Here is a 23,686-nt window from a genome sequence, read left to right on the forward strand (position 1 = left end):
TGGAGGCCGTCATGACCATCAAGATCGAGAAGAAGATCAAGGGTTTCAGCCTGGTCGACCTGGACCAGGAGAAGGCCCGCAAGGCTGCCGAGGAAGCGGCCGCCGTGGTGCAGATGGACGAGACACTGCAGCGTCCGGAAACGTTGGTCGGCGCGACTTACAAGATCAAGTCGCCGCTGTTCGAGCACGCGCTCTACGTGACCATCAACGACATCGTGCTCAACCCGGGCACCGCCTTCGAGCAGCGTCGGCCCTTCGAGATCTTCATCAACTCCAAGGGCATGGAGCACTTCCAGTGGATCGTCGCTCTTACCCGCATCATGTCGGCGGTGTTTCGCAAGGGAGGCGATTGCACCTTCCTGGTGGAAGAACTGAAGGCGGTGTTCGATCCGCGCGGCGGTTATCTCAAGCGTGGCGGCGTCTACATGCCGTCACTGGTAGCCGAGATCGGCGCCGTGCTGGAGCGACACCTGGTGGCCATCGGGTTGATGGAGGGCCAGAAGCTGGATGAGGAGCACATGCTCTACCTCGCCGAGAAGCGCGCTGCCTACGAGGCTAGCCTGGGGACGTCCACGGCCGAACCCGGAGAGGGTTTCCCCGCCGGTGCCCAGCTGTGCGGCAAGTGCAGCACGCAGGCGGTAGTGCAGATGGATGGCTGTGCGACGTGCCTCAACTGCGGTCACTCGAAATGTGGGTAAGCCAAAAACCTTGTGGGGGCGAATTCATTCGCCAAGCAGGCCGAAGGTCTGCCCTGAAGGTTGTCGGGACAGCTGCGCTGTCCTTCGCGAATGAATTCGCCCCCACAGGAAAAGCGAACGACCGGTGCCCCTCTCAGAGCGCGAACGGCAGCGGCAATTCCACCTTCTGCCGCTGCGCCAGCCGCAGCTGGAACACATTGGGATCGTGGATCAGCACGTCCTGTCCCGCGAAGGCATTGGCGGCGATCAGGCGCGAGAGCCAGAAGCGTACGCAAGCGATGCGCAGGGCGGTCGGCCAGAGTTCGGCCTCGGCGGCGGTGAAGGGGCGTAGGGCCGCATAGGCCGCCAGCAGCGCGCGGGCGAGCGACTTGTCGAGATGGCCATCGGCATCGGAACACCAATCGTTCAGGCAGATGGCCAGGTCGTAGAGCATCGGCCCGGAGCAGGCGTTGTAGAAGTCGATCACCCCGGACAGGTGAGTACCGTCGAACAGCGCATTGTCCTTGAACAGATCGGCATGCAGGTTGGCGCGTGGAAGGGCGAGGAAGCGCTGCTTCACTTCGCCGATTTCCTTCAGCGCATCCCGCAGCAGCGGCAGGGCTGTTTCGTCCAGTTGCAGGGCCAGCGTCGGGCCCTCGTTGAGCATCCAGTCCAGGCCGCGATCGCTCTTGCGCTCCAGCACGCGCTCGCGCGTTGCGAGGTGCAGGCGCGCCAGCAACGCGCCGACTTCCGCGCAATGGTGGGCGTTGGGCTGATGCACATGCTTGCCCGGCAGGCGCGGTTGCAGCAGTGCCGGCTTGCCGGCGAGCTCGCGCAGGGCTTCTCCCGCCTCGGTGCGCAGGGCGAAAGGGACCGGCAGGTCGGCTTCGTGGAGCACATCGAGCAGCTCGATGAAGAACGGCAGATCGTGGCTGGGGCCACGCTCCACCAGGGTCAGTACGAATTCACCCCGCTCCAGACTGACGAAGAAGTTGCTGTTCTCGGAGCCTTCGGCAATGCCCTGGAAATCCTTCAGCCGACCAAGCCCGTAGGGGGCGAGGAAAGCTTCCAGTTCCGGACGTTCGAGCGGAGTGAATACGGACATTGGACTACCTTGTTACGGGGTTGCGTGCGGCGCTACCAGCTGAAGATTTCCCACGCGGGGATGAGCATGTCGGGGTTGTCCGAGCGGACATAATTGCTTTCGCCATCGGCGCGGACCAGGAAGTACGGCTTGCCGTTCTTCGGCGTCACCTTGATGGCGTACAGGAAACCGTTGACGCGGTATTCCTGGATGGTCTTGTCGCCTTCCTGGCGGATGGTGACGTCCGGCTCGGCGGACGGCTCATCAGCGGCGAACGTGGCGACTGGAGCGATGGCCAGCAGGCTGGCCAGCAAAAGGCGGTTCAGTGCGCGCATGGTAACCTTGTCCCTTCTCGTCAATGATCGGTCCATTCTACTTCGGGTCCGGTGAATAAAGGTTGAATTCACGCATGAGCCAAGCCCCCCTCGTCCTGGTGGACGGATCCTCCTACCTGTACCGCGCCTTCCATGCCCTGCCGCCGCTGACCACCTCAGCCGGCCTGCCCACGGGCGCGGTCAAAGGCGTGCTGAACATGCTCAAGAGCCTGCGTCGGCAGTATCCGGACAGCCCCTTCGCGGTGGTATTCGACGCCAAAGGTGGCACGTTCCGCGACGAGATGTTCGCCGAGTACAAGGCCAATCGACCCTCGATGCCGGACGAGTTGCGGGTGCAGGTGGAGCCGCTGCACGCCAGCGTGCGCGCCCTTGGCCTGCCGCTGCTCTGCGTGGAAGGCGTGGAAGCCGACGACGTGATCGGCACCCTGGCCAGGCAGAGCGCGGCGGGTGGCCGCCCGGTGGTGATCTCCACGGGCGACAAGGACATGGCGCAGTTGGTCGACGGGCACATTACGCTGGTCAACACCATGACCGGTAGCACGCTGGACGTGGATGGCGTGAAGGAGAAATTCGGTGTCGGTCCTGAACTCATCATCGACTACCTGGCGCTGATGGGGGACAAGGTCGACAACATTCCGGGCGTGCCCGGCGTCGGCGAGAAAACCGCCCTCGGCCTGCTCACCGGCGTCGGTGGCGGCCTCGATGTGCTCTACGCCAGCCTGGAAAAAGTACCCGAGCTGCCGATCCGCGGCGCCAAGGGCCTGCCGGCGAAGCTCGAAGAGCACAAGGACATGGCCTACCTGTCCTACAAGCTCGCCACCATCAAATGCGACGTCGAACTGAATGTCGAGATCGACGCCCTGCATCCTGGCGAGCCGGACCGTGAGGCCCTCTCCGAGCTGTATCGCACCCTGGAGTTCAAGACCTGGCTGGACGATCTTCAGCGCCAGGCTGCCAAGTCCGGTGGCGAACAGCTTGCGCTGGAGGAAGCACCGGCTGCTGCGGCCGAGAAGCGCTATGAGATCGTCCTGGAACAGCCGCAGTTCGATGCCTGGATGAAGAAGCTCGAAGCCGCCCCGCTGTTCGCCTTCGACACCGAAACCACCAGCCTCGACGCGCAACAGGCGCAGGTCGTGGGCGTTTCCTTCTCGGTCGAGGCTGGTGAAGCGGCTTACGTGCCGCTCGCCCACAGCTATATGGGCGTGCCCGCGCAGCTCGATCGTGATGCCGTGCTCAAAGCCCTCAAGCCGCTGCTGGAGGACCCGGCCAAAGCCAAGGTCGGCCAGCACGCCAAGTACGACATGAACGTCCTGGCCAATGCCTCCACCCCCATCGCTGTGCAGGGCATCGCCTTCGACACCATGCTCGAGTCCTATGTGCTGGACTCCACCGCGACCCGCCACGATATGGATAGCCTGGCCCTCAAGTACCTGGGCCACAGCACCATCCGCTTTGAGGACATTGCCGGCAAGGGCGCGAAGCAGCTCACCTTCGACCAGATCGCCATCGAACAGGCCGGCCCCTATTCGGCCGAAGACGCGGACGTCACCCTGCGCCTGCACCAGACCCTCTGGCAGAAGCTGGAAGCCATCCCGTCCCTGGCCAGGGTGCTGAAGGAAATCGAGATGCCGCTGGTGCCGGTGCTGGCGCGGATCGAGCGCAACGGCGCTTACGTCGACGGCAAATTGCTGGGCCAGCAGAGCCTGGAGCTGGGCGAGAAGATGGTGGCGCTGGAGCGCCAGGCCTATGAGCTTGCCGGACAGGAATTCAACCTCGGCTCGCCCAAGCAGCTCGGCGCCATCCTTTATGAAAAGCTCGGCCTGCCAGTGCTGGCCAAGACGGCGACTGGTCAGCCTTCTACCGCCGAGAACGTGCTTGCCGATCTCGCCGAGCAGGATTACGAGCTGCCCAAGGTGATCATGCAGTACCGCTCCCTGAGCAAACTCAAGAGCACCTACACCGACAAGCTGCCAGAACAGATCAACCCGCGTACCGGACGCATTCATACGTCCTACCACCAGGCGGTGGCGGCTACCGGGCGCCTGTCGTCCACCGACCCGAACCTGCAGAACATCCCGATCCGCACCGCCGAGGGACGGCGCATCCGCCAGGCCTTCGTCGCGCCCAAGGGCTACAAGCTGCTGGCGGCGGACTACTCGCAGATCGAGCTGCGCATCATGGCCCACCTGGCCAAGGATGAAGGCCTGCTCGACGCCTTCCGCCATGATCGCGACGTGCACCGTGCCACTGCATCCGAGGTGTTCGGCGTCGCGCTGGAAGAAGTCAGCAACAACCAGAGACGCAGTGCCAAGGCGATCAACTTCGGCCTGATCTACGGCATGAGCGCCTTTGGCCTGGCCAAGCAGATCGGCGTCGAGCGCAAGGAGGCCCAGGCCTACATCGACCGCTACTTCGCCCGTTATCCCGGTGTGTTGGCCTACATGGAACGCACCCGCGAACAGGCCGCGCAGCAAGGGTTCGTCGAGACACTGTTCGGCCGTCGCCTGTACTTGCCGGAAATCCACTCCAAGAACCAGGCCATGCGCAAGGGCGCCGAGCGTACCGCGATCAACGCACCGATGCAGGGCACCGCGGCGGACATCATGAAGCGCGCGATGGTTGCCGTGGACGATTGGCTGCAGGCAAGCGGCCTGGACGCTCGCGTCATCCTGCAGGTTCACGACGAACTGGTGCTGGAAGTGCGCGAGGACCTGGTGGCGCAGGTAAGCGAACAGATTCGTCCGCTCATGAGCGGGGCCGCCGAGCTGGACGTGCCGCTGGTAGTGGAAGTGGGCGTAGGTGACAACTGGGATGAGGCGCACTGAGTGCGCCTTCGGGACGGGGATCTGTATCAGCAGTGAAACAGATGCTTATTTCCTGATCGAATAAACAGTTCTTTTTGATAGCAAAGTGTTTTTGAAAAAAGTCTGAACTTTCTGCGAATCAGGGCAGTCACAAACATGAATGGCTGGTGAAGCCTTTCGATGCTCCTTTTGCTGTGTTTAGTGTTGGCAGATATCTGAACCCCGCCCTAGCGGTTCAGACTTAGACCCCGAACTTCCCCCTCCCCATACGAAGTCCGGGGTTTTTTTTGCCCGCAAATCAGGCTTCGGCCTCGTCTTCCTGCAGGTCGAGCTGCAGCCAGTGAGCGAGCACGGCGTGGGCTTCTTCGATGCCCTGGCGCTTGGGCGCGGAGAACAGCTGGATGCTCACACCTTCACCCCAACCCTTGCGGATTTCCTGGCGCACCTTCAGCAGGGCGTTCTTCGCTGCGCCGAACGCCAGCTTGTCGGCCTTGGTCAGCAGGATGTGCAGGGGCATGTTGCCCGCGCTGGACCAATCCAGCATCAGGCGGTCGAAGTCGGTCAGCGGGTGGCGGATGTCCATCATCAGGATCAGCCCGGCGAGACTTTCGCGGCTGCTGAGGTAGGCCTCCAGGTGATGCTGCCAGTGTTGCTTGAGGGGGATCGGCACCTTGGCGTAGCCGTAGCCGGGCAGGTCCACCAGGCGACGTTCTTCATCCAGCGAGAAGAAGTTCAGCAGCTGGGTGCGACCCGGGGTTTTCGAGGTGCGCGCCAGGCTGGCGTGGGTCAGGGTGTTCAGCGCACTGGACTTGCCGGCGTTGGAACGCCCGGCAAAGGCCACTTCCAGACCGCTATCCGGCGGGCACTGGTCGACCTTGGCGGCACTGATGAGAAAGCGGGCTTGTTGGCACAGGCCGAGAATCGGGTTCTTCGATGACATTGGGAATCCAGGGGTGCGACGCGGTGTCGCATAGGGCGGTTTCGTTTCCGTTTATGCATCGCCAGTATATAATGCCGCAGATTTAGTGTGCGCTTTATCCCCAGGGTCTAGAGTGTCCACGGCATGACCGACGCACGACAGAATGCGCGGCGAAGCCCCCCGATGAGGTTGATCATGAAGAAAGTACTGCTCGCTGCTAGCCTTGCGGCGCTGTCCTTCGTCGCGCAAGCGGCACAGGATCCGGAAGCGGTTTTCAACCGGGCCTGTGGCGCCTGTCATACTGGTCAGCTGCCGATGGCGCCGAAAAAGGGCGACAAGGCTGCCTGGGAACCACGTCTGGCCAAGGGCATGGACACTCTGGTGCAGAGCGTCACCAATGGTTTGAACGCCATGCCGCCGAAAGGCCTGTGCATGGATTGCAGTGCCGAGGACTACAAGGCCGTCATCCAATGGATGAGCCAATAAAAGTAGCCCGGCGCATAACACCTTTACCCTTTAGCCGTAGTTGGATTAGCTGATGAACAAAGTAATCGTGAGTCTGCTGTTGACCCTGGGCATCACCGGCATGGCCCACGCCGCTGGCGACGCCAAGGCTGGTCAGGCCAAGGCCGCAGTATGTGGTGCCTGCCATGGCCCGGACGGCAACAGCGCCGCCCCGAACTTCCCGAAACTGGCTGGCCAGGGCGAGCGCTACCTGCTCAAGCAGATGAAGGACATCAAGGCCGGTAACCGTACCGTGCTGGAAATGACCGGCCTGCTGAACAACCTCAGCGATCAGGACCTGGCTGACATCGCCGCCTACTTCTCCAGCCAGAAGGGCAGCGTCGGCGCAGCCGATCCTAAAGTCGTCGCCCGTGGTGAAGCGCTCTTCCGCGGCGGCAAGCTGGATCAGGGCATGCCTGCCTGCACCGGCTGCCACGCTCCCGACGGCTCCGGCAACGCCGCTGCCGGCTTCCCGCACCTGGGCGGCCAGCATGCCCAGTACGTGGCCAAGCAGCTGACCGATTTCCGCGAAGGCAACCGCACCAACGATGGCGACAGCATGATCATGCGTGGCATCGCTGCCAAGCTGAGCAACAAGGACATCGAAGCGGTATCCAGCTACATCCAGGGTCTGCACTGAGACCCGTTGTCTGGAATCTGAAAGAGGGTGGCTTAGGCCACCCTTTTTCGTTCTTCGGGCCGCTACAATGGCCGGAACCCGCTGTGTCGCCGCAGGTCGAAACATGGCCTTCGCGGCCCTATTACCCCTCAAGGAGTGAAGCATGCGTAACCTGATTCTTTCCGCCGTTCTTGCTGGCGCAAGCCTGCTGGGCATGAGCGCCGTCCAGGCTGACGACATCGAGGCTGGCAAGCAGTATGTCGAACTGAACAGCCCGGTTCCGGTGTCGGTTCCCGGCAAGATCGAAGTGGTGGAGCTGTTCTGGTACGGCTGCCCGCACTGCTACCAGTTCGAACCGACCCTCAATCCCTGGGCCGAAAAACTGCCGGAAGATGTCAACTTCGTGCGCATCCCCGCCATGTTCGGCGGCCTGTGGAATGTCCACGGCCAGCTGTTCATCACCCTCGAAAGCATGAAAGTCGAGCAACAGGTCCACAAGGCCGTGTTCGATGCCATCCACAAGGAAGGCAAGAAGCTCGCTACCCCGGAGGAGATGGCTGAGTTCCTGGCTGGCCAGGGCGTGGACAAGGACGCCTTCCTCAAGGCCTATAACTCCTTCGCGGTCAAAGGCCAGATGGAGAAAGCCAAGAAGCTCGCCATGGCCTACCAGATCACTGGCGTACCGACCCTGGTGGTCAACGGCAAATACCGCTTCGACATCAGCTCCTCGGGCGGCCCGGAGCAGACCCTCAAGGTCGCCGAGCATCTGATCGAGAAGGAGCGCGCCGCGAAGTAAGCGGCGCATTCGCCCGATGCTGCGACGCTGGGTGGGTGAGCGGGAGGCAGGCCCCTGCGATGCACGGGTCAACCCTCACTGCGACAGGGGCGGGTTACCCGCCGACGGTCGCCTGCGCCTGCTCAGTTTCAACATCCAGGTCGGCATCAGCACCGAGCGTTACCGCCATTACCTGACCCGTGGCTGGCAGCATCTGCTGCCGCACACGGGCCGCGCCGGAAACCTCCAGCGCATTGGCGACCTGTTGGGCGACTACGATCTGGTCGCCCTGCAGGAGGTCGATGGCGGCAGCCTCCGCTCCGGCTACATCAATCAGGTCGAACACCTCGCCCAGCTCGGTGCCTTCCCTTACTGGTATCAGCAGCTCAACCGCAACCTCGGGCGCATCGCCCAGCACAGCAACGGCCTGCTCAGCCGCTTGCAGCCCAGTCTGCTGGAAGACCATCCCCTGCCCGGCCCTCCCGGCCGCGGCGCGATCCTGTTGCGCTTCGGTTCGGGCAGCAATGCCCTCGCCGTGGTGATGATGCACCTGTCCCTCGGGGCCCGTACCCGTACTCGCCAGCTGGCCTACATCCGCGAGCGCGTCAGCGGCTTTCGCCATCTGGTGCTGATGGGCGACATGAACACCCACGCCAACGACCTGCTGCAGAACTCGCCCCTGCGCGACCTCGGTCTGCTGGCGCCCCAGGTCGAGGCGACATTCCCCAGCTGGCGGCCGCAACGCTGTCTCGACCATATCCTGCTCAGCCCCAGCCTGACCCTCGAGCGCGTGGCGGTGCTCAGCCAACCCATCTCCGACCATCTGCCCGTGGCGGTGGACATTCGCCTGCCCGCTGAACTGCGGGCCGATCTGCCCCTGGCCCTCAGCAACAACTAGCGCGGAACCCCTGCATGAGCGACGACGCCCAGCGTTGGAAAGCCAAATACCTGGAAAACCTCGAACAGCAGGAGAAGCTCGAGAAGCGTTGGGATGCCCGCCTCGACCTGCTGCGTCGTGGCCTGGTGCGCAGCTCCCTGGCCGCCGAGGGCTCCGACAAGGCGGTTGACCAGTGCATGCAGGAACTGCGGGAAATTATCCGTAGCGATCAGATGGACGCCGGCCTTTCGGCGCTGATCCCGCGCCTGGAAAAGGCGGTACTGGACTCCGAGCAGCGTCGTCAGCAACGCGTTGAACAGAACGTCAACGCCCTCACCGCGATCGCCGGCCGCCTGCTCGCACTCGATCTGCCGCGTGAGGTGCGCAAGGGAATCAAACAGTTCTCCAGGCGCATCGATGAGCGCGCGCGCCAGTCCCGCGAACTGCCGGCCCTGCTTGCCGAACTCGGGATGCTTCAGGGGCAGGCGTTGGAAGCGCTATCCAATGAAGACGCGTCGGTTGCCAAGCCCGGTCTGCTGCAGCGGCTTTTCGGCAGCAATCGCGAGGATGCACCAGTAGCCGAAGCAGAGGCCGCGACGCCCGAAGTGGAACAGCGTCGGGCGCCAGTGTCGGCTCCGGCCATTGAAGCTGGAAGCGAGCCTGAGGTCGAAGCGCGGATACCGGCGACCTCCATCGATCCCGTGCTTGCCCCGGCGGCCGTTGCGCCCGTTGAGTCCGTGCAGGCAGTCGCCGCCCTCGTCCCCGTCCGTAGCAGCGGTCTGGACAGCTTGCCGCTCTCCGCGTCCATTCTCACCGGCGACGGTAACCCCGAGTACGCGCTCCCCAGCCTGCCCGAGCCGGGCTACAGCGCCATCGCCCCCCATGTCGCTGACAGCCTGCGTTCACTGCTGGACGAACTGGACCTTCCGGAACATCACCAGCCACAGGCGGCGGCCCTGCGCCAACGGCTGGAAGGTGGACTGAACTGGTATGAACTGGTGCCGGTTCTGGATGATTTGGCTGTGCTCGTGCTGGCGGTGACCGACAGCGGCCACCGCGAATTCGCCGGCTACCTGAAACAGCTCAACCAGCGCCTGGCGCTGTTCCTTGAGCACCTGAGCGCGGCACACGAAGGTTATTCCGAGTCACTGGACAGCGCCCGAGCCCTCGACGACCAACTGCGCGAGCAGGTCAGCGGCTTGCAGGCCAGCGTGCAGGACGCCACGGACCTCACCCACCTCAAGCAGAGCCTGGAACAGCGCCTGGACGGCCTGCTCGACACCATGAACCGCTACCAGCAGCAGCGTTCGACCCGCGAGCACGAGGTCGGCGAGCGACTGCAGGCGCTGATGACGCGGGTGGCGGCCATGGAAGAAGAGGCCAAGACCTTTCAGGACAACCTTGAGGTACAGCGCCAGAAGGCCCTGCAGGACCCGCTCACCGGGCTGCCCAACCGCGCGGCCTGGAACGAACGCCTGGAAATCGAACTGGCGCGGCAGCAGCGCTACGGTGGCGACCTGTTGCTGGCGGTGATCGACATCGACCACTTCAAACGCATCAACGATGGCTTTGGCCACCTGGCCGGCGACAAGGTGCTGAAGATCATCGCCGGCGAACTCCATCGGCGCCTGCGCAAGACCGACTTCATCGCCCGCTTTGGCGGCGAGGAGTTCGTCCTGCTGCTGCCTGCTACCCCTGTGGATGGCGGCGAGCAGCTGATGGAAAGCTTGCGCGTGGCCATCGAGGCCTGTCCCTTCCACTTCAAGGGCGAACGGGTGTCCATCACCCTCTCGGCCGGCCTGACATCATTGCTGCCCGGTGAGCCGAGCGACGTCGCCTTCCAGCGCGCGGACGAGGCGCTTTACCGAGCCAAGCACCAGGGGCGCAACCGCATCGAGCTGTCCCTGCCGAAGCCATTGGCAGGAAGCAGTGAGCCCGGCCCGCTGGGACTGCCGCAACCGGGTTGAGCCCCTCAGGCGGCGCTCGAGATGTAGGGCTTCCAGTTTTCCGGAATATGCTCCAGGCGCGGGTAATCCAGCCCGGCGAACTGCGGCTCGCTGAGCATGAACGGCGTGTGCCGCTGCTCGATCGGCAGGCCGCGCAGTTCGGGTAGCCAGAGACTGACGTAGGCGGCATCCGGGTCGTACTGCCGGGCCTGGCGCAGTGCATTGAAGGCCCGCGCGCGACGCGGGTCGCTGGCCACGCCGGCGAGGTAGGCCCAGTTGCCCCAGTTGCTCGCCGGGTCGTAATCCAGCAGGTGCTCTTCGAACCAGGCCGCACCGTAGCGCCAGTCCTGCTCCAGGTCGTTGACCAGGTAAGCCGCCACCACCTGCCGGCCACGGCTGGACATCCAGCCGGTCATCATCAGCTCGCGCATGTTGGCGTCCACCAGCGGCATGCCGGTGCGGCCGTTGCACCAGCGCAGGTAGCGCTCGTCGAGATTGCTCGGCGCCCGGGCGGTGGCTTTCAGCCCGTCCGAGCGGAACAGGGCACTGCCGAAGCGCAGCAGCGTCCAGTGGAAGAATTCGCGCCAGAGCAGTTCCATCCATAACTGCTGGGTCGATTCACTGCGGCCATGCTGCGCTTCCAGGCGGTGCAACTCGGCGGCAACCCGGCGTGGCGACAGACTGCCATTGGCCAGCCAGGGCGACAGCTTGGATGAGTATTCGCTGCCGATCATGCCGTTGCGGGTTTCCTGATACTGGTGCACACCACGGGATTCCCAGAGATAGTCGCGCAGCCGCGCTTGCGCGGCAGGCTCGCCACCGGCGAAAGGGAATGCGGTGGCCGGCGTCCCCAGCGGCTCGCCCAACCCCAGGCGGGACAGCGTCGGCAGCGGTTCCATCAGGCTCAAGGCGCCGCTGGGCAACGGCGGCAACGTGTGCGGAATGGGGCGCGGCTGGAAGACGTAGAGGCGCTCATCCATCAGGTCGCGGAATTTATTGAAGACCGAAGGCAGCTCGATCAGTGGCCGCGGCAGTTCTTCTTCGCGCAGCAGATTGTTCCCCGGCAGCGCGGTGAACGGCACGCCCAGGGCATGACGGACGCGGCGCATCTCATCGAGTTCGAAGGGCGCCATTTCATCCAGGGTGAGCACTTCGTCCAGACCCAGGTGGTCCACCAGGGTGGGAATCACCAGTTCCGCATGGCCCTGCACCACCAGGAGCCGCGAGCCATGCTGACGCAAGCCGGAATCCAGGGCTGCCAGGCTTTCCAGGAGGAAGCGCGCGCGATGCACCCCCAGACGGCGCGGGCCCAAAGGCGAGGGACGGAGCAGCGCGGGGTCGAAGACGTACAGCGGCAGCAGACGGTCTGCCTGGAGCGCGGCCTGGAGCGCCGGGTGGTCATCGAGCCTGAGATCCTGCTTGAACCAGAGCAGCGCGCGGCGCATGGCGGTCTTCCTCGGCGGGGATTTCCCTTATCTACAACATTACCTGCGGCCACCAATTCCACCTCGCCGTTCATCCCGGCCTGTAGGCCCCATGTCCGATAACCGCAGTGGCATTCGGCTATAATCCGCGCCCTTTTTCTTCCGGGGCCTGTGTCCGGGGAAGATTTCGCAACAGCTTCACCGCCCGCCCTGGGGACTGCGCGCAGACGCCAGCGCAACCGCCCATTACACTTCTGCCCATTGGTTGAGGGGAGCCCCCCATGGAAATCCTAGGCATTGCCGTCCTGATCTTTCTGGTCACCGACCCCTTCGGCAACATCGCCATCTTCATTGCCGCACTCAAGGGTGTGGCCCCCGAGCGCCGTCTGCGGGTGGCGCTGCGCGAGCTGTTGTTCGCGCTGGGCTTGCTGATGCTGTTCCTCACCTTCGGTGACAAGATCCTCAGTGGCCTCGGCCTTTCCCGCGAATCCATCGCCATCGCCGGCGGCATCATCCTGTTCATCATTGCACTGCGCCTGATCTTCCCGCGTCCCGAAGGCGTGCTCGGCGACCTGCCCGGCGGCGAGCCGATGCTGGTGCCGTTGGCGACTCCGGCAGTGGCCGGCCCGTCGGCCCTCGCCGTATTGATGACCTTGCGCAACACCCACGAGGGCGCGCTCTGGGAGCTCTATGTCGCCGTGCTGCTGGCCTGGGCCTGCACCGCCCTGATCCTGCTGCAGGCTGCCTTCCTGCAGCGCTTCCTCGGTGACCGTGGCCTGATGGCCGTGGAGCGCCTGACCGGCATGCTGCTGATCATGCTCAGCGTCGACATGCTGCTCGACAACCTACAAAGCATCCTTCACCTGACTCCATGAAAACCTTTTTCCTGAGCCTCGCCCTGCTCCTGCTCGTTGGCTGCGCCGGCGGGCTGAGCATCGATGACAGCCACACCTCCGTGAGCCAGAGCAGCCGTGTGCAGTACGTGGTGCTGCACTACACCTCCACCAACATGGAGAACTCCCTGCGCCTGCTGACCCGTGACGGCGTCAGCAGTCACTACCTGGTCGGCGACCGACCGGCGAAGGTCTATCGCCTGGTGGATGAGAATCGCCGCGCCTGGCATGCGGGCGTGAGTGAATGGCAGGGGCGTACCTGGTTGAATGCCAGCACCATCGGCATCGAACTGGTCAACGACGGCTACCGCGATACGCCGGCCGGGCGCGTCTACCAGCCCTTCGGTGACGAGCAGATCGATGCGCTCATCCTGCTGCTGAAGGACATCGTGCAGCGTCACAACCTGCCCGTGGGCAGCATCATTGGCCACAGCGACATCGCGCCCCAGCGCAAGGTCGACCCGGGCCCGCTGTTCCCCTGGAAGCGCCTGGCCGACGCCGGCCTGCTGCCCTGGCCGGACGCCCGTGCGGTGGCCCGTGAACAGTCGCGCTTCGCCACGGCCCTGCCCACGATCGGCTGGTTCCAGCAACAGCTCATTCGCCAGGGTTACAGCACGCCGCAGACCGGGGTGCTGGACAAGGAAACCCGCAATGTCATCGCCGCCTTCCAGATGAAATACCGCCAGCGCCTGTTCGATGGGCAGCCCGACGCCGAGACCGCCGCCATGCTGCTGGTGCTCAATGGGATGCGGCACTGAGTATCGAGCCGCGAATCTACCTGCTGCACGGACTTCTCTTCTGTAGGGGCGAATTCATTCGCCAAGCGGGCCGAAGGTCTGCCCCCTGAATGTCGGACGGGGCAGCTGCGCCGCCCTTGGCGAATGAATTCGCCCCCACAATGAAAGCAGGCCGGCTCCGAGCGGGCTCCTACACCGGCAACGTCATATAGAACTGCGCACCATGGCCAGGGCGTGAATAGAGGCCGATGCGCCCGCCATGCAGTTGCACGATCTCCTTGCACAACGCCAGCCCGAGGCCGGCCCCGCCCATGCGGTGGCCTACCTGCACGAACGGCTCGAAGATTCGTGATTGCTGGCTGTAGGGCACGCCCTCGCCATCATCGGCCACGCTCACCAGCACGCGTTCGCCATGGCGTCGGGCCTGCAGGCGGATATGCCCCCCGTTCGGACTGTGGCGGATCGCATTGCCCACCAGGTTGTCCAGCACACGCTCGATCTGCAGGCGATCGAGATTCATCCGCGGCAGCGGCGCATGCAGGTCCAGTTCGATCTCGATTCCGTGCTCGCTGGCTTGCGGCTCGAAGCGCTGGCGCAGCGCCGCCAGCAGCTCTTGAATGTCGCAGGACACGCGTTCCAGCACCTGCACGCCGCTCTGGTAGCGGGAAAAGTCCAATAGATCGTTGATCAGCCGCACCAGCCGCTGCATCTCCTCGTCCACCGTCTTCAGCAAGTCCGCCTCGCGGCCATCGGGGTCGAAGTGCAGGCGCTCGTTGAGCAGACCGAACGCCATCTGCATGCCGGTGACCGGTGTGCGCAGCTCATGGGAGGCACGCAACACGAATTCGTTGCGTACCCGCTCGAAGGCACGTTCCTCGGTCACATCCCGCAGCACCATCACGCCGCCCTGCAGGCGTTCTTCGTCGAGAGCCACCGGAACCAATCGCCAGCTCAGCAGGCGTTGCTCGCCGTCGGCGTTTATTTCCAGGTCCTCGGGCGCTTCGTCCAGGGTTTCGCCACGCAATACGCGCTGCGCCAGTTCGTCCATCTCCGGCCGGCCGAGGGCCCGCGACAGCGATTGGCCAGGGGTGAACTCCTCCCACGAAAGCTGTCGCTGTGCCACGGGGTTGGCGTGCTGGATGCGCCCCATGCGATCGAGGATCAGCAAGCCGTCGTCGATGCTGTTGAGGACCGCGTTCAGGCGCTGCTGCTCGGCCAGCAGGTTGTCGACATTGGTTTCCTTGAACATGCGCAACGCGTCGGCCATCACGCCAAAGCGACGGATCAGGGTGGATACCTCGTTAACTGGCGACAGGGGCAGGGTGACACGGAAATCGCCCTTGCCCACCTGGTCGGCTGCCTTGGCCAGCGCGTCGATCGGTTCGGCGAAACGGCGGGCCATGCTCTGGGCCGTGATGAAACCCACCACAAGCACCGCCAGGCCCAGCACTCCGAGCAGGCTTGCGACCAGCAATGCCCGGCTGCGGGCCGCGCCTTCGGCTTTCCCCACCATCGTCAGCGAATGGCGCTGCAGCTCCACCATGCTGGTGCGCAGGATGTCCAGCGAGTGACTGAAATCGTTGTCGTCCAGCAGGCTCCAGCGCAGGCTGGCAGGTTGCTGGACGACGTCCAGGAAGACCTTGTAGGACTCGGCGATACGCTGGAAATGCTCGCGGGTCTGTTCATCCGTCGTCGAGTTCAGGCCCTCTTCCAGCGCGGCGAGGAATTTCTGCTGCGAGGTCTGCAAGGCGGGCAGGTCCAGATCCTTGCCCATCAGGTTGACCATCTGGTCGCCCAGATGCTGGCGCATCCGCAGGCTGATATCGATGGTGGCGAAGGACTGGTTGATCAGTCGCTCCTGGGACCCGGCCATCTGCATCACGCTCACCAGGCCCAGCAGCAGTCCCACCAGGGCAACGGTGATCAGCGCTGAAATGCTCAGGAACAGCCGTGTGCGCAATCGCATGGCGGCGGCCCCTTCAGAGGCCGTAAAGCTTGCGTTTGCGATACAGGGTCGAGGCATCGATACCGAGTGTGCGGGCGGCCTGGTCGAGCGTCTCGCTGCTGGCCAGAACGCCGGCGATATGGGCGCGCTCCAGGTCTTCCAGACTCAGCGGCCCCCCTACCCGGGGCGAGTTGGCGGTGGGTGTGTCGCCCAGCCCGAGGTGATTGACCTCGACCCGCTCCTGGTTGCAGATGATGCTGGCGCGCTCGATCACATTGCGCAGTTCGCGCACGTTGCCCGGCCAGCGATAACTGAGCAGCGCCGCCGTCGCTTCATCGCTGAAGGCCCGCGCCGGGCGCACATAGTCGCTGACGAAGCGTGCAAGGAAGCGCTCGGCGAGGTCGAGGATGTCCTCGTGGCGCTCGCGCAGGGGCGGCAGGCTCAGGGCGATCACGTTGATGCGATAGAGCAGGTCCTCGCGGAAGCGGCCTTCGCGAACCATCTCGTCCAGATCGAGGTTGGTGGCCGCGAGGATGCGCACATCGGCCCGGCGAGTCACCGGGTCGCCCACCCGTTCGTACTCCTTGTCCTGGATGAAACGCAGCAGCTTGGGCTGGAGGCTCAGGGGGAAATCACCGATCTCGTCGAGGAACAGCGTCCCGCCATCGGCCTGGCTCACCCGGCCCAAGGTACTTTCGTTGGCACCGGTGAAGGCGCCCCGATTGTGTCCGAACAACTCGCTCTCCATCAGGTCGGCGGAAAGGGAAGGGCAATTGATGGTGACGACGGCCTTCTTCGCGCGCTTGCTCCAGCCATGGATGGCGCGGGCCAGTTCGCCCTTGCCCGTGCCCGATTCGCCAAGGATGAGAATGTTGGCGTCGGTGGCCGCGACTTGTCGCGCCGTTTCCAGCACGGCCATCATCGCCGGGCTCTGGGAAAACAATCCGTCGCCCGCACGGCGTACTTCACCTTCCAGGGCCTCCAGGCGCGCAGTCAGCTGTCGTAGCTCCAGCTGCTTCGCTGCGGCCATGCGCAACTGGTCCGGACTGCAGGGTTTGACCAGGTAGTCGGCCGCGCCGGATTGCATCGCATCCACCGCCGTATCGACCGCCGAATGTGCGGTGACGATCACCACGCGCATCCACGGCGCCTGCACCCGCATGAGGGCCAGGACGTCCAGACCGTTGTCCTCGCCCAGGCGCAGGTCGAGGAAACACAAGTCGAAGACCTGACGCTGCAGGATCGCCTCCGCCTGCGCTGCATTCGTGGCCGTGGCGACGCTATAGCCTTCGTCTTCCAGGCAGTAACGAAAGGTTCGGAGGATGGCGGCTTCGTCATCCACCAGCAGGATTCGTCCTTGGTTCTCGGTTACCTGTTCCATGCTCTCGCTCCATTTCCGAGTCATAGAAAGTTAGTCCAAGAATTGTCGTGCAAGTTGCACGTGTTTTTCCTACAGGCATTGCAGCATGCAAGTGTAGGACGCCCGGGTTGAAACGCTAACAGGTTGATTAGCAAGAGAATCTCTTCCTGGATGAGGCTGGCACAGCCCTTGCGATAGTCCCGATACCTGAAGATGCATTGGCCTTTTTACCTCTTGTGACCCGTGCACCCTTCAGGAGGACTCTGCCTGGAACAGGGAGGTTCCGGGCCTTTTATCAGCATGCAATTTGCCCGAGGAGCAGAGCCGGACCGTGCAAAGTGCCTGCAAGAGTCCTCGGGACGCTGAAATAACCCATTGAATGGGTGAAGGTTTTCGAAGGGCCGCGGATGGCGCGAGCCATGCATCCGAGTCACGAGGCCACAAATCCACCCGAGGGAGGATTCGAGGATGAAAGGTTTCCAGTGGTTGTCGTCCAGATGGTTGACGGTTCTTCTGATCGGATTGGCCGTGGTGCTAGGCATGTTCGTCGAGCATCACCTGCGCGAAGGCGTCCAGCCTGCGCCCATACAGGTTCCCGCTGCGGAACAAAGCAGCCGCGCGGCTCCGATTCGCGCCGACGGGCCGCTGCATGAAGTGAGTCAGCCAATGTGGACCGAATCCCGCGCTCAGCCGCGCTGGGTCTTCTGATCTGGAGGCATCGCCATGTGGAGCCTTGTCCTCGCCCTGACTACCGCGCTGTGTTGCATCGCCATGTTGCGCAGCGTTCGCCAACGGTGTGCAACACCCACCGACGCTGCGTCCTGCGTCGTGCCGGTGGTCCTTGCGCAATTGCGCAGACAACACCGAAGCCACAAAGGAGAAAGACCATGCTGAGTTGGGCACTTACTTTCCTGGTCATCGCAATCGTCGCCGCCGTGCTTGGTTTCGGCGGTATTGCCGGGACCGCCGCGGGCATCGCGAAGATACTGTTCGTCGTCTTCCTGGTGCTGTTCGTGGTGTCCTTCATCATGGGCCGGCGAGCCCCTTGAGGAGGTTTCATGGACAACTCGATCAAGGCGGTTGCCGCCTTGTTCGTGGGGCTGGCCAGCGCTCAAGCGCTGGCCGCCGACACGGATGCGCAGCACCGACTCAACGAACTGCTCGGCAGTGACCCTGAGTATCAGGACGCCTGGCAGGAGTTGGTGCGAGACGAAAGCCGGCTGCCCGAATGGGTAATGAACCTTTCAGGTACTGCATCGCCAATGAAGGCGGTGGAAGACGAGGGCGACAAGTTTCTAGTGGGTGAGCTGTGTGAAGCCAACAATTGCTTCAACCAGCGACTCTATGTTGCCTTCAGCTGGAACAAGGAAGACGCCTGGGCACTCTATGTGCAGTTGCCGGACGGCTTGCCATCCGACAAGTCGCCCAGTCGACATGCCAGTTACCGCTGGCTCGGCGAGCCGGACGAAGAAGTCCGACGCATTCTCGACGAGCAATTGAAAGCGGATCCGAACTGGTACTGAGGACTCGAAGGATCAAGGCCTGGCGACGGGCCGATTGACCAAGGGGCCGGGTTGTTCCGCGTCTTCTGGAGCGGCGTGACCCAGGGGCAGAAGGGGTGCCTCCGCAACCCAGCGGGCCGGGTCGGGCGAGCTGCTGCCGGGAGCTGGCGTTACTCCAGCTCCCGGTGGGCAGCGGAGAGAATTCTTCGTCGGGAATGAACGCGCCTTCCTGCTTTTTGTGGGGGCGATTTCAATCGCTATGCAGTCCGAAGGACTGCTCGATAAGTTCCCAGGGGGCAACCCTGTTGCCCTTCGCGAATGAATTCGCCCCCACAAGAATCCCCCTCATTTAATCTTGCTCACCAATGTCGCCACATGGGCGCCCTGGAATTTCGCCAGGGACAACTCCTTGGCGCTGGGCTGGCGCGAGCCGTCGCTGCCGGCCACCGTGGCCGCGCCATAGGGCGAGCCGCCTCGCAGCTCACTGATATCGCTCAGCTCGGGTGCGGAGTAAGGCAGCCCGGCGAGCAGCATTCCGTGATGCGCCAGCGTGTGCCAGAACGAGGTGATGGTGGTTTCCGAGCCGCCGCCGGTACCGGTGGAGGTGAACACACTGCCGATCTTGCCGATCAGTGCGCCCTTCACCCAGAGACCGCCAGTCTGGTCGAGAAAGCTGCGCATCTGCGCGCTCATGTTGCCAAAGCGCGTCGGCGTACCGAACAGGATCGCATCGTAGTCCGCCAGTTCCTGCGGGCTCGCCACGGGTGCGGCCTGGTCCAGCTTGGCGCCGGCTTTGCGGGCTACATCCTCGGGCATGGTTTCCGGCACGCGCTTGAGGGTCACTTCCACCCCGGACACGCTACGGGCACCTTCGGCGACGGATTCCGCCATGCGTTCGATATGACCGTACATCGAGTAATACAGCACCAGGACCTTCTTCATTGCCGCTCTCCATTTATCCACAGACGGGCAGCCCGATCGGGCCGGACCCAGTGAGCCTAGATGGCACGCACGCACTTTGCCGCCGCCCTTCGCGGGAAATTCCCATGCCGGAAATGTCAGTTGGATCGCGCTGGAACCATGGTTCCATCTCGTTTTGGCTATGCCGATTCGGCATGGGGTAGGCGGTTACGGCATTAGACGATCGATAGCTCCCTATGAATCATGTCGCCCCTTTTTGCGGTCCGCTCGGCCATCCCGGACGGTGCCGTACTCCCGACTTCCAAAAGAAATCAGAGGGTGACGACTATGACCAAGGCCAGACTGAGCCTCGCGTGGCAGATTCTCATCGGGCTGGTGCTGGGTATCGCCATTGGCGCCCTGCTCAACCACTTCAGTGCCGAGAAGGCCTGGTGGATTGCCAACGTCCTGCAACCGGCCGGTGACATCTTCATCCGCCTGATCAAGATGATCGTCATTCCGATCGTCATCGCTTCGCTGGTCGTCGGCATCGCCGGCGTGGGCGACGCGAAGAAGCTGGGGCGTATTGGTCTGAAGACCATCCTCTACTTCGAGATCATCACCACGGTGGCGATCGTCGTCGGCCTGTTGCTGGCCAACTTCTTCCAGCCCGGCGCCGGCATCGACATGAGCACCCTGGGCACGGTGGACATCTCCAAGTACCAGCAGACCGCCCAGGAAGTGCAGCACGACCACGCGCTGATCTCGACCCTGCTGAACCTGATCCCCTCCAACATCTTCGCCGCCGTGGCCCGGGGCGAGATGCTGCCGATCATCTTCTTCTCGGTGATGTTCGGCCTTGGCCTGTCGAGCCTGCCGAGCGAGACCCGCGAGCCGGTGGTGAAGGTGTTCCAGGGCGTTTCCGAGACCATGTTCAAGGTCACCCACATGATCATGGCCTACGCCCCCATCGGCGTGTTCGCCCTGATCGCCGTGACCGTGGCCAACTTCGGCTTCGCCTCCCTGCTGCCGCTGGCCAAGCTGGTGGTGCTGGTGTACTTCGCCATCGCCTTCTTCGCCTTCATGGTCCTCGGCCTGGTGGCGCGCCTGTTCGGCTTCTCCATCATCAAGCTGATGCGCATCTTCAAGGACGAGCTGATCCTCGCCTACTCCACCGCCAGCTCCGAAACCGTACTGCCGCGCATCATCGAGAAGATGGAAGCCTACGGCGCACCGCGTGCGATCAGCAGCTTCGTGGTCCCCACCGGCTACTCCTTCAACCTCGATGGTTCGACCCTGTACCAGAGCATCGCGGCCATCTTCATCGCCCAGCTCTACGGCATCGACCTGAGCATCAGCCAGCAGCTCCTGCTGGTGCTGACCCTGATGGTCACCTCCAAGGGCATCGCCGGCGTGCCGGGCGTTTCCTTCGTCGTGCTGCTGGCCACCCTGGGCAGCGTCGGCATCCCCCTGGAAGGCCTGGCCTTCATCGCCGGCGTCGACCGCATTATGGACATGGCCCGTACTGCCCTGAACGTGATCGGCAATGCCCTGGCTGTGCTGGTCATCGCCAAGTGGGAAGGCATGTACGACGCGGAGAAGGGCCAGCGCTATCTGGCTTCGCTGCCGAGCGCCGAAGCCTTGCCCAAGGGCCGTGCGGTCATCGACTGATCCGCTGATGTGATCGAAAGGAAAGCCCCGACTTGGTCGGGGCTTTTTTTTGTGGGTGCCCAGGCGCAAGTTCCAGCGGGGCTCGACTGCCCTCACCCCAGCCCTCTCCCAAAGGGAGAGGGGGCTAATCGTGCAGGCTGACACGAATTTGCCAATCGCGAGTCACCCCTCTCCCTCTGGGAGAGGGGCCGGGGGTGAGGGAGCATTGGTGTTGCACGGACTTGAAGGCAGATTGAATTCGCCCCTGTAGCGACAGCCCCGCTAGAATCCGCCTCACTGTTTTCTAGGGGACTGCAAATGCTCAACGGCCTGTGGCTGAGCTTCTTCCTGGTGGCGGCGGTGGCCGCACTGGGACGCTGGATCGGTGGCGATCCGGGTGTCTGGGCGGCGATGGTGGAAAGCCTGTTCGCCATGGCCAAGCTCTCGGTCGATGTGATGATCCTGCTGTTCGGCACGCTGACGTTGTGGCTGGGTTTCCTGCGCATCGCCGAGCGGGCTGGCCTGGTGGATATCCTCGCGCGCCTGCTCGGCCCGCTGTTCGCACGCCTGATGCCGGAGGTGCCACGTGGCCACCCGGCGCTCGGCCTGGTCACCCTGAGCTTCACCGCCAACGGCCTTGGCCTGGACAACGCGGCCACGCCCATCGGCCTCAAGGCTATGAAGGCATTGCAGGAGCTGAATCCCAGCAGCACCTCGGCGAGCAACGCCCAGGTGCTGTTCATGGTGATGAACGCCTCCTCCTTCGTGCTGCTGCCAGTGACCATCTTCATGTACCGCGCCCAGGCCGGTGCCAGCGACCCCGCGCTGGTGTTCCTGCCAATCCTCCTGGCCAACGCAATTTCCACCATGACGGCGCTGCTGTCGGTGGCCTTCATGCAGCGGATCAAGCTGACCGACCCGGTGCTGCTCGCGTGGTTCGGCGGCGCCGCGCTGCTGCTCGGCGGCTTCATGGCGGTGCTGGCCGGTCTTTCGGCGACGGCGCTGACGGCGCTGTCCTCCCTGCTCGGCAACCTCACCCTGTTCGCGCTGATCCTCAGCTTCCTGGTCATGGGCGCGCTGAAGAAGGTGCCGATCTACGAAGCCTTCGTGGAAGGTGCGAAGGAAGGCTTCGACGTGGCGAAGAACCTCCTGCCCTACCTGGTCGCCATGCTCTGCGCCGTGGGTGCTCTGCGGGCCTCGGGCGCGCTGGATCAACTGCTCGACGGGATCCGCTGGGTGGTCGAAGGCCTGGGTCTGGACAGCCGATTCGTCGAGGCACTGCCGACGGGACTGGTGAAGCCGTTCTCCGGTAGTGCCGCTCGCGCCATGCTCATCGAGACGATCCAGACCCAGGGCGTCGACAGCTTTCCCGCGTTGGTGGCCGCCACGATGCAGGGCAGCACCGAAACCACCTTCTATGTGCTGGCCGTGTATTTCGGCTCGGTGGGCATCCAGCGTGCGCGCCACGCCGTGGGCTGCGCCCTGCTGGCGGACCTGGCCGGCGTGATCGCGTCCATTGGCGTCTGCTACTGGTTCTTCGGCTGAATTACCGCTTTGTGTAGGAGCGAGCTTGCTCGGGAAGGATCGCGCTCGGACGGTTCGCGAGCAAGCTCGCTCCTACAGGGCTCCTACAGCGCTCAGTGGGGCTTGGGCGGCAGCTCGGACGGCGTGACCTTGAAGCGCAGGGCCCCGATCATCTGCCCCGCTTCGGTGAGAACCTGCACCTGCCAGCGGCCCGCCGGGTTGCCGGGGAAGTTCTGCTTGTGGGTCCAGGCGCGGTAGCCGGCTTCGCGGCCGCCGTGGATGTCCAGGGCGATGCGGTCCACCTCGCGGCCGTTGAAGCGCCACACGTGGTAGATGCGTTCGTTCAGCCCGCGCGGGGCGTTGATCGCGGTGTAGGCGTAAAGCCCCTTGCTGCGCAGCTCGGCGGCGCTGACTTCTTCCACACCATCGCCCGGCGTGCGCTGGTGGTTATCCAGGTTCGGCGTCACCGCCACTTCGGTCAGCCAGAGGGTCGCGGGGGGTACCCAGATGCGCGTGACCCAGCCCAGCCCGCCGAGGGCCAAGGTCAATCCCAGCAGCCCCACGACGCGCCACCAGCGCTGCCCGCGGATTACCCCGAACAGACTGACGAAGGACAGCGCGACGGCGGTGCCCAGTGCCCAACGGTAGCTCTGTGCGGTGGTCAGTTGGAGGATCAGCGGCAACGCCGCGAGCAGCACGGCGAACAAGGTCAGCGTGTGATAGGCGAGGAACAGCCAGCGGCGCGGCGCCAGATGGCGGTTGTAGATCGGGTCGGTGATCGAGCAGATCGCCGCCACGCCCAGCAGCCCGGTGAACAGGGCCTGGCCGCTGTTCCAGCTGGTGGTGATGGCGAAGAACGGTAGCACGAAGAACAGGCTTTCCTGGTGGATCAGCTGGGTCAGGAAACGCATCAGCGGTGGTGGCAGTTCGACGCCGAAGACTCGCTCGATGCCGCGCCGGAAAATGTTCTCCAGCATCAGCCAGAGCCAGCTCACCAGCAGCAGGATGGCGATCACCTTGGCCACTCGCGCGCCCCGCTCCACGAGGAAGAAGCTCGCCATGCCGGAGCAGAAGCCGTACAGCGCGATCAGGCGGGGATGGCGTTGTAGCAGCTCGATGAGCTTCAGCACGTGGGGTTTGAAGGTGGACAGCAGCATCGGTCGCAACAGGACGTGGGGGAGGCGCGCAGGATACTTCCCGCCGGAAGCCCT

Annotated in this window: 22 protein-coding genes; 14 read left to right on the top strand and 8 right to left on the bottom strand. The window is 63.8% G+C overall.

The features are described from left to right. Window positions 1-11 precede the first annotated feature (11 nt). A complete protein-coding gene (locus E8E95_RS24535; RefSeq protein ID WP_280354565.1) occupies window positions 12-698 on the top strand; it encodes an NrdJb in 687 nt (228 codons plus the stop codon). Between the two features lie 133 nt (window positions 699-831). On the opposite strand, the gene E8E95_RS24540 is transcribed toward E8E95_RS24535, so the two are convergent. Then, on the bottom strand, window positions 832-1,782 hold the full coding sequence (locus tag E8E95_RS24540) for a homoserine kinase (RefSeq protein ID WP_280354567.1): 951 nt from the start codon (window positions 1,780-1,782) through the stop codon (window positions 832-834). 32 nt (window positions 1,783-1,814) lie between these two features. After that, window positions 1,815-2,096 (bottom strand): DUF2782 domain-containing protein, encoded by a 282-nt coding sequence (locus tag E8E95_RS24545; protein WP_069081419.1) that lies wholly within the window; start codon window positions 2,094-2,096, stop codon window positions 1,815-1,817. Between the two features lie 74 nt (window positions 2,097-2,170). On the opposite strand from E8E95_RS24545, the gene polA reads away from it, so the two are divergent. Next, window positions 2,171-4,921, top strand: a complete 2,751-nt coding sequence (gene polA, locus E8E95_RS24550; RefSeq protein ID WP_280354569.1) for a DNA polymerase I — start codon at window positions 2,171-2,173, stop codon at window positions 4,919-4,921. Between the two features lie 277 nt (window positions 4,922-5,198). On the opposite strand, the gene yihA is transcribed toward polA, so the two are convergent. Beyond that, entirely contained in the window at window positions 5,199-5,840 is a 642-nt protein-coding gene (yihA, locus tag E8E95_RS24555) for a ribosome biogenesis GTP-binding protein YihA/YsxC (RefSeq protein ID WP_280354571.1), read from the bottom strand. A gap of 174 nt (window positions 5,841-6,014) precedes the next feature. Between yihA and E8E95_RS24560 the strand changes: the two genes are divergently transcribed. The 5 genes from E8E95_RS24560 (at window position 6,015) to E8E95_RS24580 (ending at window position 10,561) form a co-directional block, all read left to right on the top strand. After that, the gene (locus E8E95_RS24560; protein ID WP_077527577.1) at window positions 6,015-6,305 is read left to right on the top strand and encodes a c-type cytochrome; all 291 of its coding nucleotides are present in this window, start codon (window positions 6,015-6,017) and stop codon (window positions 6,303-6,305) included. 52 nt (window positions 6,306-6,357) lie between these two features. Continuing rightward, entirely contained in the window at window positions 6,358-6,963 is a 606-nt protein-coding gene (locus E8E95_RS24565; RefSeq protein WP_069081423.1) for a c-type cytochrome, read from the top strand. Window positions 6,964-7,105: 142 nt separating this feature from the next. Next, window positions 7,106-7,738 carry a thiol:disulfide interchange protein DsbA/DsbL gene (locus E8E95_RS24570; protein ID WP_280354576.1) on the top strand — a complete coding sequence of 211 codons (633 nt, stop codon included), beginning with the start codon at window positions 7,106-7,108 and terminating at the stop codon, window positions 7,736-7,738. A gap of 16 nt (window positions 7,739-7,754) precedes the next feature. Then, entirely contained in the window at window positions 7,755-8,615 is an 861-nt protein-coding gene (locus E8E95_RS24575) for an endonuclease/exonuclease/phosphatase family protein (RefSeq protein ID WP_280354577.1), read from the top strand. Between the two features lie 14 nt (window positions 8,616-8,629). Continuing rightward, window positions 8,630-10,561, top strand: a complete 1,932-nt coding sequence (locus E8E95_RS24580; protein WP_280354579.1) for a diguanylate cyclase — start codon at window positions 8,630-8,632, stop codon at window positions 10,559-10,561. Window positions 10,562-10,566: 5 nt separating this feature from the next. Here the strand turns inward: E8E95_RS24580 and E8E95_RS24585 are convergent, their stop codons facing one another. After that, window positions 10,567-11,985 carry a DASH family cryptochrome gene (locus E8E95_RS24585; protein ID WP_280354581.1) on the bottom strand — a complete coding sequence of 473 codons (1,419 nt, stop codon included), beginning with the start codon at window positions 11,983-11,985 and terminating at the stop codon, window positions 10,567-10,569. A 260-nt stretch (window positions 11,986-12,245) separates the two neighbouring features. Between E8E95_RS24585 and E8E95_RS24590 the strand changes: the two genes are divergently transcribed. Then, window positions 12,246-12,839, top strand: coding sequence for a MarC family protein (locus tag E8E95_RS24590; protein WP_077527582.1), 594 nt, complete (start codon window positions 12,246-12,248; stop codon window positions 12,837-12,839). Continuing rightward, the gene (locus tag E8E95_RS24595) at window positions 12,836-13,615 is read left to right on the top strand and encodes an N-acetylmuramoyl-L-alanine amidase (protein WP_280354583.1); all 780 of its coding nucleotides are present in this window, start codon (window positions 12,836-12,838) and stop codon (window positions 13,613-13,615) included. The genes E8E95_RS24590 and E8E95_RS24595 overlap by 4 nt, the downstream gene beginning before the upstream one ends. 169 nt (window positions 13,616-13,784) lie before the next feature. Here the strand turns inward: E8E95_RS24595 and E8E95_RS24600 are convergent, their stop codons facing one another. Beyond that, entirely contained in the window at window positions 13,785-15,560 is a 1,776-nt protein-coding gene (locus tag E8E95_RS24600; RefSeq protein WP_280354584.1) for a KinB sensor domain-containing domain, read from the bottom strand. A gap of 13 nt (window positions 15,561-15,573) precedes the next feature. Continuing rightward, on the bottom strand, window positions 15,574-16,920 hold the full coding sequence (gene algB, locus E8E95_RS24605) for a sigma-54-dependent response regulator transcription factor AlgB (RefSeq protein ID WP_179061540.1): 1,347 nt from the start codon (window positions 16,918-16,920) through the stop codon (window positions 15,574-15,576). Window positions 16,921-17,367: 447 nt separating this feature from the next. Here algB and E8E95_RS24610 point away from each other — a divergent pair, with 447 nt between their 5' ends. From E8E95_RS24610 to E8E95_RS24620, 3 genes are all read left to right on the top strand, one after another. Then, the gene (locus E8E95_RS24610; RefSeq protein ID WP_280354586.1) at window positions 17,368-17,607 is read left to right on the top strand and encodes a hypothetical protein; all 240 of its coding nucleotides are present in this window, start codon (window positions 17,368-17,370) and stop codon (window positions 17,605-17,607) included. Window positions 17,608-17,786: 179 nt separating this feature from the next. Continuing rightward, the gene (locus tag E8E95_RS24615) at window positions 17,787-17,948 is read left to right on the top strand and encodes a DUF1328 domain-containing protein (RefSeq protein WP_077527587.1); all 162 of its coding nucleotides are present in this window, start codon (window positions 17,787-17,789) and stop codon (window positions 17,946-17,948) included. A gap of 9 nt (window positions 17,949-17,957) precedes the next feature. Continuing rightward, complete coding sequence (locus E8E95_RS24620; protein WP_280354588.1) at window positions 17,958-18,422, top strand: inhibitor of vertebrate lysozyme family protein; 465 nt, start codon at window positions 17,958-17,960, stop codon at window positions 18,420-18,422. A gap of 324 nt (window positions 18,423-18,746) precedes the next feature. Here E8E95_RS24620 and wrbA read toward each other — a convergent pair whose 3' ends face one another. Further along, complete coding sequence (gene wrbA / locus E8E95_RS24625; RefSeq protein WP_280354589.1) at window positions 18,747-19,343, bottom strand: NAD(P)H:quinone oxidoreductase; 597 nt, start codon at window positions 19,341-19,343, stop codon at window positions 18,747-18,749. Between the two features lie 306 nt (window positions 19,344-19,649). Between wrbA and gltP the strand changes: the two genes are divergently transcribed. After that, a complete protein-coding gene (gltP, locus tag E8E95_RS24630; RefSeq protein WP_280354591.1) occupies window positions 19,650-20,972 on the top strand; it encodes a glutamate/aspartate:proton symporter GltP in 1,323 nt (440 codons plus the stop codon). 297 nt (window positions 20,973-21,269) lie between these two features. Then, complete coding sequence (locus E8E95_RS24635) at window positions 21,270-22,496, top strand: spore maturation protein (RefSeq protein WP_179061545.1); 1,227 nt, start codon at window positions 21,270-21,272, stop codon at window positions 22,494-22,496. Between the two features lie 92 nt (window positions 22,497-22,588). Here E8E95_RS24635 and E8E95_RS24640 read toward each other — a convergent pair whose 3' ends face one another. Beyond that, window positions 22,589-23,632, bottom strand: coding sequence for a DUF5924 family protein (locus E8E95_RS24640; protein WP_280354592.1), 1,044 nt, complete (start codon window positions 23,630-23,632; stop codon window positions 22,589-22,591). Between the last annotated feature and the right edge of the window lie 54 nt (window positions 23,633-23,686).

Source organism: Pseudomonas sp. BN414 (assembly GCF_029871275.1).
Taxonomy (GTDB): domain Bacteria; phylum Pseudomonadota; class Gammaproteobacteria; order Pseudomonadales; family Pseudomonadaceae; genus Metapseudomonas; species Metapseudomonas resinovorans_C.